This window comes from Thioalkalicoccus limnaeus (genome assembly GCF_041197575.1).
Lineage (GTDB): Bacteria > Pseudomonadota > Gammaproteobacteria > Chromatiales > Chromatiaceae > Thioalkalicoccus > Thioalkalicoccus limnaeus.
Genome location: NZ_JBDKXB010000003.1, coordinates 227,653 through 242,532 on the forward strand (window position 1 = coordinate 227,653; position 14,880 = coordinate 242,532).

General features: G+C 65.1%; 15 protein-coding genes and 3 tRNA genes. 16 read left to right on the plus strand and 2 right to left on the minus strand.

Annotated features, from left to right (window positions below; all coding sequences use genetic code 11):
- Positions 1-7 precede the first annotated feature (7 nt).
- Positions 8-208, minus strand: a complete 201-nt coding sequence (gene rpmE, locus ABC977_RS03970; protein WP_369665941.1) for a 50S ribosomal protein L31 — start codon at positions 206-208, stop codon at positions 8-10.
- A gap of 202 nt (positions 209-410) precedes the next feature.
- Between rpmE and ABC977_RS03975 the strand changes: the two genes are divergently transcribed.
- The 14 genes from ABC977_RS03975 (at position 411) to ABC977_RS04040 (ending at position 12,591) form a co-directional block, all read left to right on the plus strand.
- Positions 411-487, plus strand: a tRNA-Val gene (locus ABC977_RS03975).
- Positions 488-628: 141 nt separating this feature from the next.
- The gene (gene thrS, locus ABC977_RS03980; protein ID WP_369665942.1) at positions 629-2,548 is read left to right on the plus strand and encodes a threonine--tRNA ligase; all 1,920 of its coding nucleotides are present in this window, start codon (positions 629-631) and stop codon (positions 2,546-2,548) included.
- 68 nt (positions 2,549-2,616) lie between these two features.
- On the plus strand, positions 2,617-3,150 hold the full coding sequence (gene infC / locus ABC977_RS03985) for a translation initiation factor IF-3 (RefSeq protein ID WP_439849155.1): 534 nt from the start codon (positions 2,617-2,619) through the stop codon (positions 3,148-3,150).
- Between the two features lie 46 nt (positions 3,151-3,196).
- The gene (rpmI, locus tag ABC977_RS03990) at positions 3,197-3,394 is read left to right on the plus strand and encodes a 50S ribosomal protein L35 (RefSeq protein ID WP_369665943.1); all 198 of its coding nucleotides are present in this window, start codon (positions 3,197-3,199) and stop codon (positions 3,392-3,394) included.
- 29 nt (positions 3,395-3,423) lie between these two features.
- Positions 3,424-3,786 carry a 50S ribosomal protein L20 gene (gene rplT / locus ABC977_RS03995; protein ID WP_369665944.1) on the plus strand — a complete coding sequence of 121 codons (363 nt, stop codon included), beginning with the start codon at positions 3,424-3,426 and terminating at the stop codon, positions 3,784-3,786.
- 148 nt (positions 3,787-3,934) lie between these two features.
- Positions 3,935-4,966, plus strand: coding sequence for a phenylalanine--tRNA ligase subunit alpha (pheS, locus tag ABC977_RS04000; RefSeq protein ID WP_369665945.1), 1,032 nt, complete (start codon positions 3,935-3,937; stop codon positions 4,964-4,966).
- Between the two features lie 100 nt (positions 4,967-5,066).
- A complete protein-coding gene (pheT, locus tag ABC977_RS04005; protein WP_369665946.1) occupies positions 5,067-7,445 on the plus strand; it encodes a phenylalanine--tRNA ligase subunit beta in 2,379 nt (792 codons plus the stop codon).
- Between the two features lie 4 nt (positions 7,446-7,449).
- Positions 7,450-7,749, plus strand: coding sequence for an integration host factor subunit alpha (gene ihfA, locus ABC977_RS04010; protein WP_369665947.1), 300 nt, complete (start codon positions 7,450-7,452; stop codon positions 7,747-7,749).
- Positions 7,730-8,101 (plus strand): MerR family transcriptional regulator, encoded by a 372-nt coding sequence (locus ABC977_RS04015; RefSeq protein ID WP_369665948.1) that lies wholly within the window; start codon positions 7,730-7,732, stop codon positions 8,099-8,101. The genes ihfA and ABC977_RS04015 overlap by 20 nt, the downstream gene beginning before the upstream one ends.
- Before the next feature lie 99 nt (positions 8,102-8,200).
- Positions 8,201-8,845, plus strand: coding sequence for a response regulator (locus ABC977_RS04020; protein WP_369665949.1), 645 nt, complete (start codon positions 8,201-8,203; stop codon positions 8,843-8,845).
- Positions 8,846-8,865: 20 nt separating this feature from the next.
- Entirely contained in the window at positions 8,866-10,695 is a 1,830-nt protein-coding gene (uvrC, locus tag ABC977_RS04025; RefSeq protein WP_369665950.1) for an excinuclease ABC subunit UvrC, read from the plus strand.
- Between the two features lie 94 nt (positions 10,696-10,789).
- The gene (gene pgsA / locus ABC977_RS04030; RefSeq protein WP_369665951.1) at positions 10,790-11,401 is read left to right on the plus strand and encodes a CDP-diacylglycerol--glycerol-3-phosphate 3-phosphatidyltransferase; all 612 of its coding nucleotides are present in this window, start codon (positions 10,790-10,792) and stop codon (positions 11,399-11,401) included.
- A 38-nt stretch (positions 11,402-11,439) separates the two neighbouring features.
- Positions 11,440-11,515: transfer RNA gene (locus ABC977_RS04035), tRNA-Gly, on the plus strand.
- Between the two features lie 158 nt (positions 11,516-11,673).
- On the plus strand, positions 11,674-12,591 hold the full coding sequence (locus tag ABC977_RS04040; RefSeq protein WP_369665952.1) for a fatty acid desaturase family protein: 918 nt from the start codon (positions 11,674-11,676) through the stop codon (positions 12,589-12,591).
- 170 nt (positions 12,592-12,761) lie between these two features.
- Here the strand turns inward: ABC977_RS04040 and ABC977_RS04045 are convergent.
- Positions 12,762-12,836 (minus strand) — tRNA-Glu (locus ABC977_RS04045).
- Positions 12,837-12,996: 160 nt separating this feature from the next.
- Between ABC977_RS04045 and pcnB the strand changes: the two genes are divergently transcribed.
- Together pcnB and folK are read left to right on the plus strand one after the other, a co-directional pair.
- Positions 12,997-14,337 (plus strand): polynucleotide adenylyltransferase PcnB, encoded by a 1,341-nt coding sequence (gene pcnB / locus ABC977_RS04050; protein ID WP_369665953.1) that lies wholly within the window; start codon positions 12,997-12,999, stop codon positions 14,335-14,337.
- 4 nt (positions 14,338-14,341) lie between these two features.
- Positions 14,342-14,878, plus strand: coding sequence for a 2-amino-4-hydroxy-6-hydroxymethyldihydropteridine diphosphokinase (gene folK, locus ABC977_RS04055; RefSeq protein WP_369665954.1), 537 nt, complete (start codon positions 14,342-14,344; stop codon positions 14,876-14,878).
- Positions 14,879-14,880 lie beyond the last annotated feature (2 nt).

The following is a 14,880-nucleotide window of genomic DNA, read 5'->3' on the forward strand; positions in this document are numbered from 1 at the left end:
CTGGCGATTACCGCCCGTACCGGCGCCGGAACTTGTCGACACGCCCGCCGGTGTCGACGATCTTCTGCTTGCCTGTGTAGAAGGGGTGGCAGGCCGAGCAGACCTCGATGTGGAGGTCCTTGCCTAGGGTCGAGCGCGTCGCGAACTCGTTGCCGCAACTGCACTGGACCTTGATCTCCGAGTAGGTGGGGTGAATGCCTTCTTTCATGATGACCTTGATCGATGTCAACCCAGAATTGGGGTGTTTTGGAAACGGACCGGCACTAAACAAATCAGTCTAGCCAGAGGGTTGAGGCAATGCAAGGTGCAAGTCTCAGGCGCGCGGTGCGAACGGCGGTGGCCGAGGCATCGAAAATGCGGTTTGACTCGGCTCGCAAGCTGGGTACAATAAGCGGCTTGAACGACGCGACAGGCGCGTAGCTCAGTTGGTTAGAGCACCACCTTGACATGGTGGGGGTCGTTGGTTCGAGTCCAATCGCGCCTACCAATGATCGGGGCTTTCGGCCCTCGGCGATCGGTCCGGAGTCAGGACATCCCTGCCCGTTCCCTTTGTGCGAGGCTGGCAGCCCCTTTTCATTTTCAAGTGATCCCTCGTATCGATCACCACTGAACCTCGATAGGTCCTTCCATGCCGATCATTTCGCTCCCCGATGGTTCCCAGCGTGCCTTTGATGCGCCGGTGCGTGTCTGCGACATCGCAGCGGCGATCGGCCCGGGACTGGCTAGGGCCGCGCTCGCCGGCCGCGTCGACGGCCGCCTCGTCGATCTGAGCTGTCCGGTCACGGAGGATGCCGCGGTCGAGATCGTCACCGCGAAGGACGAGTCCGTGGCCTTGGAGCTGCTGAGGCACGACGCCGCGCATGTGATGGCGCAGGCCGTCCAGGAACTCTATCCGGGGACCCAGGTGACGATCGGCCCGGCGATCGAGAACGGTTTCTATTACGACTTCGCCCGCGACGAGCCCTTCACGCCCGACGATCTGGCGGCGATCGAGGGGCGTATGCACGAGATCGTCGCCCGCGACTTGCCGATCACGCGCGAGGTTTGGGATCGCGACGAGGCCAAGCGACTCTTTGCCGGCATCGGCGAGCGCTACAAGGTCGAGATCATCGACGACATCATCCCGGCCGGCGAGCCGGTGACCCTCTATCGGCAGGGCGATTGGTTCGATGTGTGCCGTGGTCCGCATCTGCCGAGCACCGGCCGGCTCGGCAACGGTTTCAAGCTGATGAAGGTGGCGGGTGCCTATTGGCGCGGCGATGCGCGCAACGCGATGCTGCAGCGCATCTATGGCACGGCGTGGCGCGACAAGAAGGAGCTGAAGGCCTATCTGCATCGGCTCGAAGAGGCCGAACGGCGCGATCACCGCAAGCTCGGCAAGGCGCTCGATCTGTTCCATTTCCAGGACGAGGCCCCGGGCATGGCGTTCTGGCATGCGAACGGCCGGGTCCTCTACCGCCAGGTCGAGGGCTACATGCGCGAAAAGCTTCAGGACTACGGGTACCAGGAGGTCGAGACGCCACAACTGCTCGATCGCTCGTTGTGGGAGCGCTCGGGGCATTGGGAGAAGTTCGCGAGCGACATGTTCACGACCCAGGTGGACGACCGCGATTACGCGGTCAAGCCGATGAACTGTCCCGGTCACATCCAGCTCTATAACCAGGGGCTGAAGAGCTATCGCGATCTGCCGCTGCGGCTTGCGGAATTCGGTGTCGTGCATCGCAACGAGCCGTCGGGCACCCTGCATGGGCTGATGCGCGCGCGCCGATTCACGCAGGATGATGCGCATGTCTTCTGCACCGAGGATCAGCTGCCGGCCGAGGTCGATACGCTGATCGACATCGTCTTTGCGACCTATCGCGATTTCGGCTTCGATTCGATCGAGTTGGCGCTATCGACGCGCCCGGCGCAGCGGGTCGGCAGCGACGAGCTGTGGGACAAGGGCGAGGCGGCACTCGAGCAATCCTTGCGCGGGAAAGGGCTGGAGTTCCTGATCAAGCCGGGCGAGGGGGCCTTTTACGGGCCCAAGATCGAGTTCACGCTGCGCGACAGCATCGGCCGGCATTGGCAGTGCGGTACGATCCAGGTCGATTTCTCGATGCCGGGGCGGCTCGGCGCGCAATACATCGCCGAGGACAACAGCCGTCAGGTTCCGGTCATGATCCACCGAGCGATCCTGGGCTCGATGGAGCGCTTCATCGGGATCCTGATCGAGCACTATGCCGGAGCCTTGCCGCTGTGGCTGGCCCCCGTACAAGCGGTCGTGCTCAATATCACCGATCGGCAGGGCGAATACGTTAGTCAGGTAACTAAGGCGTTGCGCGACAAGGGGTTCCGTGTCGAGCCGGACTTGAGAAACGAGAAGATCGGCTATAAAATCCGCGAGCACACCCTGCAGAGGGTGCCGTACCTGCTCGTGGCCGGAGATCGCGAAGTCGAGCAACAGACGCTGGCCGTCCGGGATCGCCAGGGTCAGGACCTGGGGGTCATGGATGTCGCCACCCTCGTTGCCCGTCTACAAGACGAGGTCGCGAATCGGTCTCACTGAATCCGTGCCCCGATGCGGGGCGGCCTTCGGTGGCCCCTTGGCCACCGAGCTGGGTCTGTGTCATTTATTTGGAGGAACTGGCGATCGCTGCAACAAAGAGAAACCGCGTCAACAGGGAGATCACTGTCCCCGAGGTCCGACTGATTGGCGCTGATGGAAATCAGGTCGGTGTCGTAAAGACCCGGGATGCGATCGAACGGGCCGAACAAGAGGGGCTCGATCTCGTCGAGATCGTGCCGACGTCGGAGCCCCCGGTCTGTCGCATCATGGACTTCGGTAAGTTTCTCTTCGATCAGAAAAAGAAGAAATCCGAGGCCAGGAAGAAGCAAAAACAGATTCAACTCAAGGAGATGAAGTTTCGTCCCGGGACGGACGAGGGAGACTATCAGGTCAAACTGCGCAACCTGACACGTTTCCTCAACGACGGGGACAAGGCCAAGGTCACGATGCGTTTCCGGGGGCGGGAGCATGCCCATCGTGAACTCGGGCTTGATCTGCTCCGGCGTATCGAGCAGGACCTAGCCGAAATCAGTATCGTCGAACAGCAGCCCCTGATGGAGGGGCGCCAGATGGTCATGGTGCTGGGTCCCAAGAAGAAATGACGGCGAGGTGCCGTCGCGCTGAACAGAGCCAATAGCGGAGTACCAAATGCCCAAGCTCAAGACCAATCGCGGAGCGGCGAAACGCTTCGTGCGCACCGCCTCCGGCGCGATCAAACGGGGTTCGTCCCACCGGCGGCACATCCTGACCAAGAAGAGCACCAAGCGCAAACGTCACTTGCGTTCGCCGGCCATGGTGCATCCGTCGGATGTCCGGGCCGCGCTCAGGATGATCCCCTACTGCTGATCCAGATCGAATAAGACCGGAGTGTCATCATGCCTAGAGTGAAACGCGGCGTCACCGCGCGCGCCCGCCACAAGAAGGTCCTCGCCGAGGCGAAAGGCTATTACGGTGCCCGCAGCAAGGTCTATCGCGTGGCCAAGCAGGCGGTCATCAAGGCGGGGCAGTACGCCTACCGCGATCGTCGCCAGAAGAAACGCCAGTTCCGTGCACTGTGGATCGTCCGCATCAACGCCGCGGCGCGAGAGAACGGCTTGTCGTATAGCCGCTTGATCGAGGGCCTGAAGAAGGCCGGTGTCGAGGTCGACCGCAAGGTGCTCGCCGAGGTCGCTTACCACGATGAGGCTGGCTTCCGAGCCATCGCCGACCAGGCCAAGGCCGCGTTGGCCGCGGCCTGAGGCCGGGGCATGACGCCCTGCGTGCCCGCCGGCCCGGCGCAGCAAGGGAAAGGCCTCGGTCTTTCCCTTTTTTCTTTCGCTCGGCGGTGGTCCGCAGACCGGATCCCGATCCACTCCCATCGCAACCGAAGCACCGATACGGACCAGCATGGCCGATGACACTGGACTCACCCTTGACCAATTGTGTGCCGCGGCCGAAGAGGAAGTCGCCGCGGTCGCCGATCTGGTCGGCCTCGACCAGGTAAGAATCCGTTACCTGGGCAAGAACGGTCTCTTGACGGCCCGCCTCAAGGCACTTGGGGCCTTGCCCCCGGATCAGCGTCCAAGTGCGGGGCAGGCGATCAATCAGGCCAAGCAGGCGGTGCAGGAGGCGGTCGAGCGGCGCCGCGAACACCTGACGGATCAAGCGTTGGCCGCGCGCCTGGCCGCGGCCGCGATCGATCCGTCCCTGCCGGGGCGGGGTCAAGCGCCGGGCGGTTTGCACCCGATCACCCGCACGATGCAGCGGATCCAGCGACACTTCTCGCAGGCCGGGTTCGGCATCGTCGAGGGTCCCGAGGTCGAAGACGACTATCACAACTTCGCCGCCCTCAATATCCCCGAGCACCACCCGGCGCGGGCGATGCACGATACCTTCTATTTCGATGCCCATCGGCTGTTGCGGACCCACACCTCGCCGGTGCAGATCCGGGTCATGGAGCGCCAGGCGCCGCCGATCAAAGTCATTGCGCCGGGACGCGTGTACCGTTGCGACTCGGATCTGACCCATACGCCGATGTTCCATCAGGTCGAAGGCCTACTGGTCGACGAAGAGGTCAGTTTCGCCGATCTCAAGGGGGTCCTTTACGACTTTCTGACCTGCTTCTTCGAGCGCGACCTGGCGTTGCGTTTCCGCCCGTCCTACTTTCCGTTCACCGAGCCGTCGGCCGAGGTCGACATCCAGTGCGTGATCTGCGGCGGTAGTGGCTGTCGGGTATGCAAACAGACCGGCTGGCTCGAGGTGCTCGGGTGCGGCCTGGTCTATCCCGAGGTGTTTCGCCAGGTCGGCATCGATTCGGAGCGGTATCTCGGTTACGCCTTCGGTATGGGGGTGGAACGGCTGGCCATGCTGCGTTATGGGGTCGACGACCTTCGTCTGTTCTTCGAGAACGACCTGCGCTTTTTGCGTCAGTTCGCGTAGCGGTCCGGTTCGGTCGCCGCCGGTAGCGCGTCGGCCGGCTGGCGTCGAGGCAGCGACCGGCCGTTTCCAACATTCACGAGCAACTCTCTGGACTTAGTCGATGCAATTCAGTGTGGCATGGCTGCGCGAATGGGTCGATCCACCGATCGACGCGAAGACCCTCGCCGATCAACTCAGCATGGCGGGCCTTGAGGTCGATGCGATCACGGCGGTGGCCCCGGCCTTCGACGGTGTTGTCGTCGGCGCGGTGCAGGCCGTCGCACCCCATCCGAACGCCGAGAAGCTGCGTCTGTGTACCCTCGACTTGGGCGCCGGCGAACCGGCCTCGATCATCTGTGGGGCACCAAATGTCGGTGCCGGGCAGCGGGTCGCGGTCGCTCAGATCGGCGCTACCCTCCCGGGAGGCCTCAAGATCAAGCGCGCCAAGCTGCGTGGTGTCGAGTCGTTCGGGATGATCTGTTCGGCCGCCGAGCTGGGGCTCGCCGAATCGTCGGATGGCATCTGGGTCCTGCCCGGCGATGCACCGATCGGCGCCGACCTGCGCGACTATCTGGGCCTCGATGACGTCTCGATCGAGGTCGATCTGACCCCGGATCGCGGCGATTGTCTGAGCTTGGCCGGCCTCGCCCGCGAGGTGGCCGCGATCAATCGTCTACCGTGGCGGGTGCCGGCGCTGGATCCCGTGGCGCCGCGCGGCGATGATCGGATCGCGGTCCGGCTCGAGGCCCCGGAGGCCTGTCCGCGTTATGCCTGCCGCGTGGTGCGCGGGATCGATGTGGCCGCCCGAACGCCGCTCTGGATGTTGGAACGGTTGCGGCGCAGTGGTCTGCGCGCCATCCATCCGGTCGTCGATGTCACGAACTACGTGATGCTGGAGCTGGGCCAGCCGATGCATGGGTTCGACCTGGATCGGATCGACGGGGGCATCGTCGTGCGTCGGGCACGGTCGGGCGAACGTCTCGGGTTGCTCAATGGCGAAGAGGTCGAGCTGCGCGAGGACACCCTGGTCATCGCCGATGAGGTTCGGCCCGTCGCGCTGGCCGGTATCATGGGCGGGTCGGCCTCGGGGGTCGTCGCCGAGACGCGCGACATCCTGTTCGAGAGCGCCTTCTTCGCGCCGGTCGATATCAGCGGCAAGGCGCGCAGCTACGGGCTGCATACGGATTCGTCACACAGGTTCGAACGCGGCGTCGACCCGGGACTCCAGGTCCGTGCGCTCGAGCGGGCGACCGAGCTGCTGGTGGCGATCGCCGGAGGCGCGCCGGGGCCGGTCGTCGATTGCGTGATGGCCGATCGCTTGCCGCCGACCTCGACGCTACCGTTGCGCCGGCACCGGATCCGCCAGGTCCTGGGCCTGGAGCTCGCCGATGACGTCGTCGAGGATCTACTGCCGCGCTTGGGGATGGCGATCGAACGGGTTGCCGATGGGTGGTCCGTACAGCCGCCGACGCACCGTTTCGATGTCGCGCTCGAGGTCGACCTGATCGCCGATCTCGGGCGCCTGCATGGGTACGATCGGATCCCGATCGCCCGGACCTGTTCGGCGGCGGCCGTCGCGGCGCCGGCCGAGGCCGCGTTCGACCTGGAGCGGGCCAAGCTGACCCTGGTCGAGCGCGGTTATCACGAGGTCATCACCTACAGCTTCGTCAGTCCGGAGCTGCAGGCCTTGATCGACCCCCGTGAGACGGCGCTGACGCTCGCCAATCCGATCTCAGCGGACCTGGCCGTGATGCGTACCAGTCTATGGCCGGCCCTGTTGCAGACGGCGCGCGCGAATCTGGCGCGGCAACAGCCGCGCGTGCGGATTTTCGAAAGCGGTCTGCGGTTTCTTCAACGCGAAGAGGGTTTGCGGCAGGAGCCGGTGATCGGAGGTCTGATCCTCGGCCTCGTCGATCCCGAGCAGTGGGGGCAACCGGGGCGGCCCTGCGATTTCTTCGATCTCAAAGGCGACCTGGAGGCCCTGATGCGGCAGACGGGTATCGGCGGGGACCTGCGCTTCGTCGCGGACGGCCACCCAGCCTTGCAGCCGGGACAGTGCGCCCGCGTCGAACGCGATGGCGAGCCCATTGGTGTCCTCGGGCGTCTGCATCCGCGGCTCGCCGCTCGCCTCGAACTCCCGGAGCAGGTCTACCTGTTCGAATTGCGGATCGAGCCGCTGGCGGCTGGGCACCGGCCGGCGTTCGAGGCGATCTCGAAATACCCGGCGATCCGGCGTGATCTGGCCCTGGTGCTCGATGACGCGGTCTCGTTCCAGCAGGTTCGGGACACGGTGACGGCGGCTGCCGGAGAGTGGCTCCGCGACCTGATCCTGTTCGATGTCTACCGCGGAGACAAGGTCGCCGAGGGTTGCCGAAGTATTGCGTTAGGATTGATTTTACAATCCTTTTACCAGACACTTACTGACCGGGACGTGGAAGAGGTCATCACCCGAGTGCTGACGCGACTCGAAGAGGATCTCGGGGCCAGGTTGAGGAGCTGAAACGATGGCACTGACGAAAGCCGACATGGCCGAACACCTGTTTGACGTGCTGGGTTTGAACAAGCGCGAGGCCAAGGAGGTGGTCGAGATGTTCTTCGAGGAGATCCGCTCGGCGCTCGAACGCGGTGAGCAGGTGAAGTTGTCCGGTTTCGGCAATTTCGATCTCCGCGCCAAGAAGGAGCGTCCCGGGCGCAACCCGAAGACCGGTGAGGAGATCCCGATCACCGCCCGGCGCGTCGTGACCTTCCGCCCGGGACAAAAGCTCAAATCGCGGGTCGAGGCCTATGCCGGAACCAAGTCATAGCGACGATGGGGGCGGCACCGAGCTGCCGCCGATCCCCGGCAAACGCTATTTCACGATTGGGGAAGTCAGCGAGCTGTGCGCGGTCAAGCCGCATGTGCTGCGCTACTGGGAGCAGGAATTCCCGCAGCTGAAGCCCGCGAAACGACGCGGAAACCGCCGCTATTATCAGCATCACGATGTGCTGATGGTGCGCCAGATCCGCAACCTTCTCTACGATCAGGGGTTTACGATCGGCGGAGCGCGTCTCCAGCTATCCGGCGACGCAGCCCGTCATGACGTCACCCAGAGCCATCAGATCGTCCGTCAGTTGCGGGTCGAACTCGAGGAGATCTTGAGCCTTCTGAAACGATGAAACCGCCTGATCCGGCCCGATGTCGTCCCACCCCGGACGCCGGCCGGCCGCGACACGGGCGAAGGATCGGGTGATGTGACTGCGCGGGCAACCTAGGCAATGATACGCATCCTGCTCGTCGACGACCATGGGTTGGTGCGCACGGGACTGCGGCGCATCCTCGAGCAGGCCGGTGGTATCGAGGTGGTCGGCGAAGCGGAGGATGGCGCGAGTGCCCTGAGACTGGCCAAGCAGACCCGGCCCGATGTGGTGCTGATGGATCTCAGTATGCCGGCCGGTATGGGAGGCATCGAGGCGACCCGACGACTCGTGCGTTTGGTGCCGGGTGTCCGGGTCATCGCACTGACGGTGATGGACGAAGATCCTTTCCCCGATCGCCTGCGCGAGGTCGGCGCCTTGGGCTATCTGACCAAGGGATGTCCGGCGGCCGAGTTGGTCGACGCGGTGCGCAGCGTCGCCCGAGGGGGGGCTTACGTCGAATCGGCGCTGGCCCAGAAGCGCATGTTGGCCGATTGGTCCGGCTCGGCAGTCACCCCGTTCGCTGCCTTGTCGGCGCGTGAGATGCAGGTGGCGATGATGATCGTCGATGGCTGTCGCACCGAAACGATCTGCGAGACCCTCTCTCTCAGCCCCAAGACGGTCAGCACCTATCGCAAAAGGATTCACGACAAGCTGCATATCAAGACCGATGCGGAGCTGACGCGGGCGGCCTACCGATTCGGCCTGATCCGCGACCAGCTCTGAACCCGCCTCGTCGTCCCGCGATGACCTCCGACCCCCTCCGCGATTCGCTGCGGCAGCTCCCCGGCCGTCCCGGTGTGTATCGCCTGCTCGATCGCGACGGCACGGTGCTGTACGTCGGCAAGGCCAAGGACCTCAAACGACGGGTCGCCAGCTATTTCCGCCGATCGTTGAACCGTCGCATGCAGGTCATGATGGCTCAGGTCGCGGACCTCGAGTTCACGGTGACCGGCACCGAGGGTGAGGCACTGCTGCTCGAGAGCAACCTGATCAAATCGTTGCGCCCGAGATTCAATGTCCTGCTGCGCGACGACAAGAGCTATCCGTATCTCTACATGTCGACGCAGGATCCGTTTCCGCGGCTGGCCTTCTATCGGGGTTCACGCAAAGGCCCGGGGCGTTTCTTCGGCCCCTACCCGAGTGCATCGGCGGTGCGCGAGACCTTGCAGCTCCTGCAGAAGCTCTTTCCGGTGCGCCAGTGCGAGGATGGCTTCTTTCGCAATCGTTCGCGTCCGTGCTTGCAGTATCAGATCAAACGCTGCAGCGGTCCCTGTGTCGGGCTGGTCGAGCCGGCCGACTATGCCGACGATGTCGCCCGCACCGCGAAGTTCCTCGAGGGGCGGACCAGCGAGGTGATCGACGAGCTGGTCGCGGCGATGGAACGGGCGAGCACGGAACTGGCCTTCGAACGGGCGGCGACGCTGCGCGATCAGATTCAGACGCTGCGACGGATACAGCAGCATCAAGCCGTGAGCGGCGAGGGTGGCGACCTGGATATCATCGCGGGTGCGCAGCAGGGGGGCACCCATTGCGTGGTCGTCTTCTTCGTTCGTTCCGGCCGCAATCTCGGCAGCAAGACCTTCTTTCCGCAGGCCCCGCCGGACACCGACGAGGCTGCGTTGCTCGCTGGCTTCATCGCGCAGTTCTACCACGACAAACCGGTACCGCCCGAGATCCTGACGAGTGCGTTGCCCGATGAGGCGGCGTTGCTCGCGGAGGCCCTGTCGCAACGGGTCGGAAGGCGTGTGCGAATCCAAGCGCGCGTGCGCGCCGAACGCGCGCGCTGGCTGGCGCTGGCGCGTTCGAACGCGGAGGTGGCGCTCAAGTCACGGCTCGGCAGTCAGGCCGGTTATGGACGTCGGCTCGATGCCCTGCGCTTGGCCCTGCGGCTCGGCGAACGACCGCAACGCCTGGAATGCTTCGATGTCAGTCACACCGGCGGCGAACAGACGGTCGCGGCGTGCGTCGTGTTCGATGGTGAAGGCCCGCGGAAATCCGATTATCGGCGGTTCAACATCGACGGGGTGGCCCCGGGCGATGACTATGACGCGATGCGTCAGGCCTTGCGGCGGCGTTATACGCGGGTCAGTCGCGGTGAAGCCCCGCTGCCGGACGTCCTCTTGATCGATGGTGGTCGGGGCCAGTTGAGTGCGGTCTCCGAGGTCTTGCAGGAGCTCGGGATCGGGGGGCTCATGCTGGTCGGTGTCAGCAAGGGCGCCGATCGCCGTCCCGGCCAGGAGCGGCTGTGGTTGTTCGGCCGGGAGGCTCCCGTTATACTCGCGCCTGATTCCCCCGCCATGCATCTGATCCAGCAAATCCGAGACGAGGCGCACCGGTTCGCCATCACAGGCCATCGGCAGCGGCGCGGCAAGGCTCGTACCGGGTCCGCCCTCGAAGGCATCCGCGGCGTCGGCCCCAAACGTCGGCAGCGGCTATTGCGGCAATTCGGTGGTCTGCACGGGCTCGCCCGGGCCGGTATCGACGATATCGCTCAAGTCAATGGCATCAGTCGCGACTTGGCGCGGCAGATCTACGAGGCGTGCCGACAGGATTCAGGGGTTTCCGGGTCATGAAACGCACGCCGGAAGCCTCCTCGGGCGTGGCCCGAGCCCTTTTCGTCCGGTGGCCGCGCCGCCGTGTCAATCAGAACCAGGCCAGTTCGCGCACATGTGGAATACGCCCAATATCCTGACATTGGCGCGCATCGGGCTGATCCCCGTGCTCGTCGTGGTCTTCTATTGGCCGGCCGAGTGGGCGGCCATCGCCAGCGCGCTGGTGTTTGCGGTCGCGGCCCTGACCGACCTGCTCGATGGGTATCTGGCTCGCAAATTGGGCCAGACCTCGGCACTCGGGGCCTTCCTGGATCCGGTGGCCGACAAGCTGATGGTGGCCATCGCGCTGGTCCTGCTCGTCCAAGCGGAGCCGACACCAGCCCTGGCGATCGCGGCGGCCATCATCATCGGTCGCGAGATCACCGTGTCGGCCGTTCGGGAATGGATGGCCGAGATCGGCGAACGGGCCAAGGTCGCCGTGTCCTTGATCGGCAAGTTCAAGACCACTGCCCAGATGGTCGCCATCACGCTGTTGCTGCTGCGCGACTCGATCGGCGGGGTCCCGACCCATTCGATCGGGATGGTGCTGTTGTACATCGCGGCGGCCTTGACGCTCTGGTCGATGCTCGTCTACTTGCGGGCCGCCTGGCCGATTCTCAGCGCACCGGGCGAGCCGCCGACCGGCCGGCGTGCGGAAGACGGTGCCGCATCGCCAGATGAGGCTTGACAGCGGATCGCGAAGCACTAGAATATCCGCTTCACCCAGCGGGAATAGCTCAGTTGGTAGAGCACAACCTTGCCAAGGTTGGGGTCGCGAGTTCGAGTCTCGTTTCCCGCTCCAAACGCACAGCGACGGGGTTTCGACGGAATCCCGTAGCCATCGAAGAAAGGGCCTTTGGCCCTTTTTTTGTGCCTCGAAAGCCGTGTATCGGCCATTTCCGCGCCAACGCCATCCGGAGTCATTCGAGGCACGCAGCCCTGGCGGATTGAGGCATGGCGATGACGACGAAACAGGCCGCGAGGCTCGCGAACCGAGGCATCCCGGTCCGGCTGAATCTGGGGTTGGCCGGCTTGCTGATCGGGATCGGGCTGGGCTCGGTCCTGCTGTTGCCATGGCTCGTGGCAACGAACCCGGCCTGGGGTCTGTTGCTCGCCTTGTTCGTCGTCACGACACCGACGCTGTGGGTCTTGATCCATGAGGCGATTCACCACTCGCTGCATCCGTCGCGCCGCACGAACGACGCGTTCGGCCGCGTGCTCGCGATCGCCTTCGGTGCCCCCTTCCATGTGCTGCGCTTCGGCCACATCGAGCATCATCGGGCCTATGTCCTGCCGGATACGCGCACCGGTGCGTCGCGGCCGCGGTTCGTCGCCGTGTCCTTTCACTATGCGCGGATCATGGGTGGCCTCTACCTCGCCGAGGTCGCGACGCTGGTGGCGGTCTGGCTGCCGCGGCGCGCCCTTCGGTGGGTCGCCCGCCAGGCCGTCAGCCGCTATGCGGATCGCGCGGGCGAGCATCTCGAGCGCCTCGACCGCACGCTGCTGGCGCCGGCTGGCCTTGCGCGCTTTCGCCTCGATAGCCTGCTGATCCTGGTGCTCTTCGGCGCGGGATTCTGGCTCTACGGCGCCGATGCCTGGATGCTGCTGGCGGCACTGCTCGGCCGCGCCGTCCTGGTCTCCTTCATGGATAACATCTACCACCATCGGCCGGTTGGGGTGCCGAGGCGAACCTTGAACCTGAGGTTGCCCGCGTGGGCCTCGGCCGGGATCCTGCACGCCAACCGGCACGCAGTGCATCATCGTGACCCCGGTCTTCCGTGGATTGCGCTACCGCACGCCGAGGATCCATCCCGCCCGGATTTCGACCGGGCATTTTTCGAGGCCGCGCTCGAGCAGCTTCTGAAGCCCTCGGCCTGATGCCGGATCGATCGCGTAACTTTCTATTTCAACAGCCATTGAGGTCATGGAACGCATCCTGCCGGGTTTGTCGATGCTCGAAGACGAGCTGCTCAATCCGCCCGAGATCAGGCGGTCGAGTGCCACGACGAAAAAAGGGCTTGCGCGTTGGCGCAAGCCCTTTTTGTGTTTGGCGCTCCCTAGGGGATTCGAACCCCTGTTACCGGCGTGAGAGGCCAGCGTCCTAACCACTAGACGAAGGGAGCAGATTGGAAACCGGAAAGCGAGTATTATACTGGGACGCCGGCTTTTAACAAGTCGCTCAGCCCTTTTCGAAGGACCCATCGGGGCCTTCGCCTCGGCCGCAGGGATAGGCCCTGCCACCCGTCCGACTGTGCCGGCACCAGGATTCCCATCGATAACGCCATGCCGGATCAAGACCAGACACCCATCCCTTTCTCGTCCAACCCGCCGCTGATCGTTCCGCGCTCGGAGCACCAGCTGTCGCGGGCCAATATCAGCGCGAGCGCGCTCAAGGTGCTGTATCGGCTCAAGCAAGCCGGTTTTCAGGCCCATCTGGTCGGCGGCGGCGTGCGCGACCTATTGCTCGGGCGCGAGCCGAAGGACTTCGACGTCGCGACCGACGCGCGGCCCGAAGAGGTGCGGCAGGTGTTTCGCAACTGCCGATTGATCGGTCGGCGCTTTCGCCTCGCGCACGTGCATTTCGGCGGCGAGATCATCGAGGTCGCGACCTTTCGCGGCGGTCAGGTCGACGAGGATGACGACGGCCATCTGATCGAGAACGGCCGGATCATCCGCGACAACGTCTACGGCACGATCGAGGAGGACGCGCTGCGCCGCGACTTCACGGTCAACGCCCTCTACTACAACATCGCCGACTTCTCGGTCATCGACTACGCCGGGGGGCTCGAAGACCTGCGGGCGGGCCGTCTGCGGCTGATCGGCGGCGACCCGGAGCGGCGCTACCGCGAGGACCCGGTGCGGATGCTGCGCGCGGTGCGCTTCGCGTGCAAGCTCGGCTTTTCGATCGATCCCGCGTGCGAGCAGCCGCTGTTCGATCTTCCCCACCTGCTTGGGGACATCCCCGTGGCGCGGCTGTTCGAGGAGCTTTTGAAGCTGTTTCTGGCCGGCACGAGTCTCGATGCCTTCGAGAAGCTGCGCCATTACGGGCTCTTCGCGCACCTGCTGCCGGCGACCGAGGCGGCGCTCGCGCGCGAGGAGCAGGCCTTCCCGTTGACCTTCGTCGCGCGCGGCCTGGCCAACACGGATCGGCGGATCCAGGAGGTCAAGCCGGTCACACCGGCCTTCCTGTTCGCGATCCTGCTTTGGGAGCCGGTGCGCAAGCGGTTCCAGACGTTGCTGGACAAGGGCCTCGCGGCCAGCGAGGCGATGCTGCTCGCGATCGACGAGGTCGGTGCCGGGACGCGCTCGCTGGTCGCGGTGCCGAAGCGCTTCGGGCTGCCGATGCGCGAGATCTGGTCCTTGCAGCCGCGCTTCGAACAGCGCGACGGCAAGCGGCCGCATCGGCTGATGACCCACCCGCGCTTTCGTGCCGCCTACGACTTTCTGCTGCTGCGGGCCGAGGCCGGCGAGGCGGATCCGGCGTTGGCCGACTGGTGGACGCGCTTCCAGGGGGTCGACGAGGACGGCCGGACCCAGATGACGAGCGGCCCCAGCAAGCGCCGCCGGTCGCGGCGGCGACGGCGCAAGGCGCCGACCGTCGATGCCGCCGGCGACGGGGCCTGAGTCGATGGCGACGGCCTATATCGGCTTGGGCAGCAATCTCGCCGAGCCGCGCGATCAGGTGGAACGGGCCATCGCGACACTGGCCGGGCCCGGACCCGAGCGGCTGCTGGCCTGTTCGCGGCTCTATGCGACGACACCGGTCGGCCCGGTCGATCAGCCGGACTATGTCAATGCCGTGATCGCGCTCTGGACGCCGCGCGCGCCGCTCGATCTGCTCGATCGGCTCCAGACGATCGAGGCTTGGCATGGGCGTGTCCGCGACGGGCGGCGCTGGGGGCCGCGCACGCTCGATCTGGATCTACTGCTCTACGACCAGGCGTGCGTCGCGCTCCCGGGGCTCGAGGTACCGCACCCGGAGATCCGCCACCGAGCCTTCGTGCTGATCCCGCTGGCCGATATCGCGCCGCGCGATCTGTCGATCCCCGGGCAGGGCCGGCTCGGCGATCTGCTGCGCGCCGTCTCGACCGAGGGTGTGCGCCCGCTCGACTCCCCGGCCGCTGCGGTTGGCACCCGGGCCGCTCGGCCACTATCCTGTTGCTGACC

Bases quoted from the DNA above. Each gene is read 5' to 3' on its own strand.
- rpmE (WP_369665941.1), bottom strand. From the start codon at position 208: ATGAAAGAAGGCATTCACCCCACCTACTCGGAGATCAAGGTCCAGTGC.
- thrS (WP_369665942.1), top strand. From the start codon at position 629: ATGCCGATCATTTCGCTCCCCGATGGTTCCCAGCGTGCCTTTGATGCG.
- rpmI (WP_369665943.1), top strand. From the start codon at position 3,197: ATGCCCAAGCTCAAGACCAATCGCGGAGCGGCGAAACGCTTCGTGCGC.
- rplT (WP_369665944.1), top strand. From the start codon at position 3,424: ATGCCTAGAGTGAAACGCGGCGTCACCGCGCGCGCCCGCCACAAGAAG.
- pheS (WP_369665945.1), top strand. From the start codon at position 3,935: ATGGCCGATGACACTGGACTCACCCTTGACCAATTGTGTGCCGCGGCC.
- pheT (WP_369665946.1), top strand. From the start codon at position 5,067: ATGCAATTCAGTGTGGCATGGCTGCGCGAATGGGTCGATCCACCGATC.
- ihfA (WP_369665947.1), top strand. From the start codon at position 7,450: ATGGCACTGACGAAAGCCGACATGGCCGAACACCTGTTTGACGTGCTG.
- ABC977_RS04015 (WP_369665948.1), top strand. From the start codon at position 7,730: ATGCCGGAACCAAGTCATAGCGACGATGGGGGCGGCACCGAGCTGCCG.
- ABC977_RS04020 (WP_369665949.1), top strand. From the start codon at position 8,201: ATGATACGCATCCTGCTCGTCGACGACCATGGGTTGGTGCGCACGGGA.
- uvrC (WP_369665950.1), top strand. From the start codon at position 8,866: ATGACCTCCGACCCCCTCCGCGATTCGCTGCGGCAGCTCCCCGGCCGT.
- pgsA (WP_369665951.1), top strand. From the start codon at position 10,790: ATGTGGAATACGCCCAATATCCTGACATTGGCGCGCATCGGGCTGATC.
- ABC977_RS04040 (WP_369665952.1), top strand. From the start codon at position 11,674: ATGACGACGAAACAGGCCGCGAGGCTCGCGAACCGAGGCATCCCGGTC.
- pcnB (WP_369665953.1), top strand. From the start codon at position 12,997: ATGCCGGATCAAGACCAGACACCCATCCCTTTCTCGTCCAACCCGCCG.
- folK (WP_369665954.1), top strand. From the start codon at position 14,342: ATGGCGACGGCCTATATCGGCTTGGGCAGCAATCTCGCCGAGCCGCGC.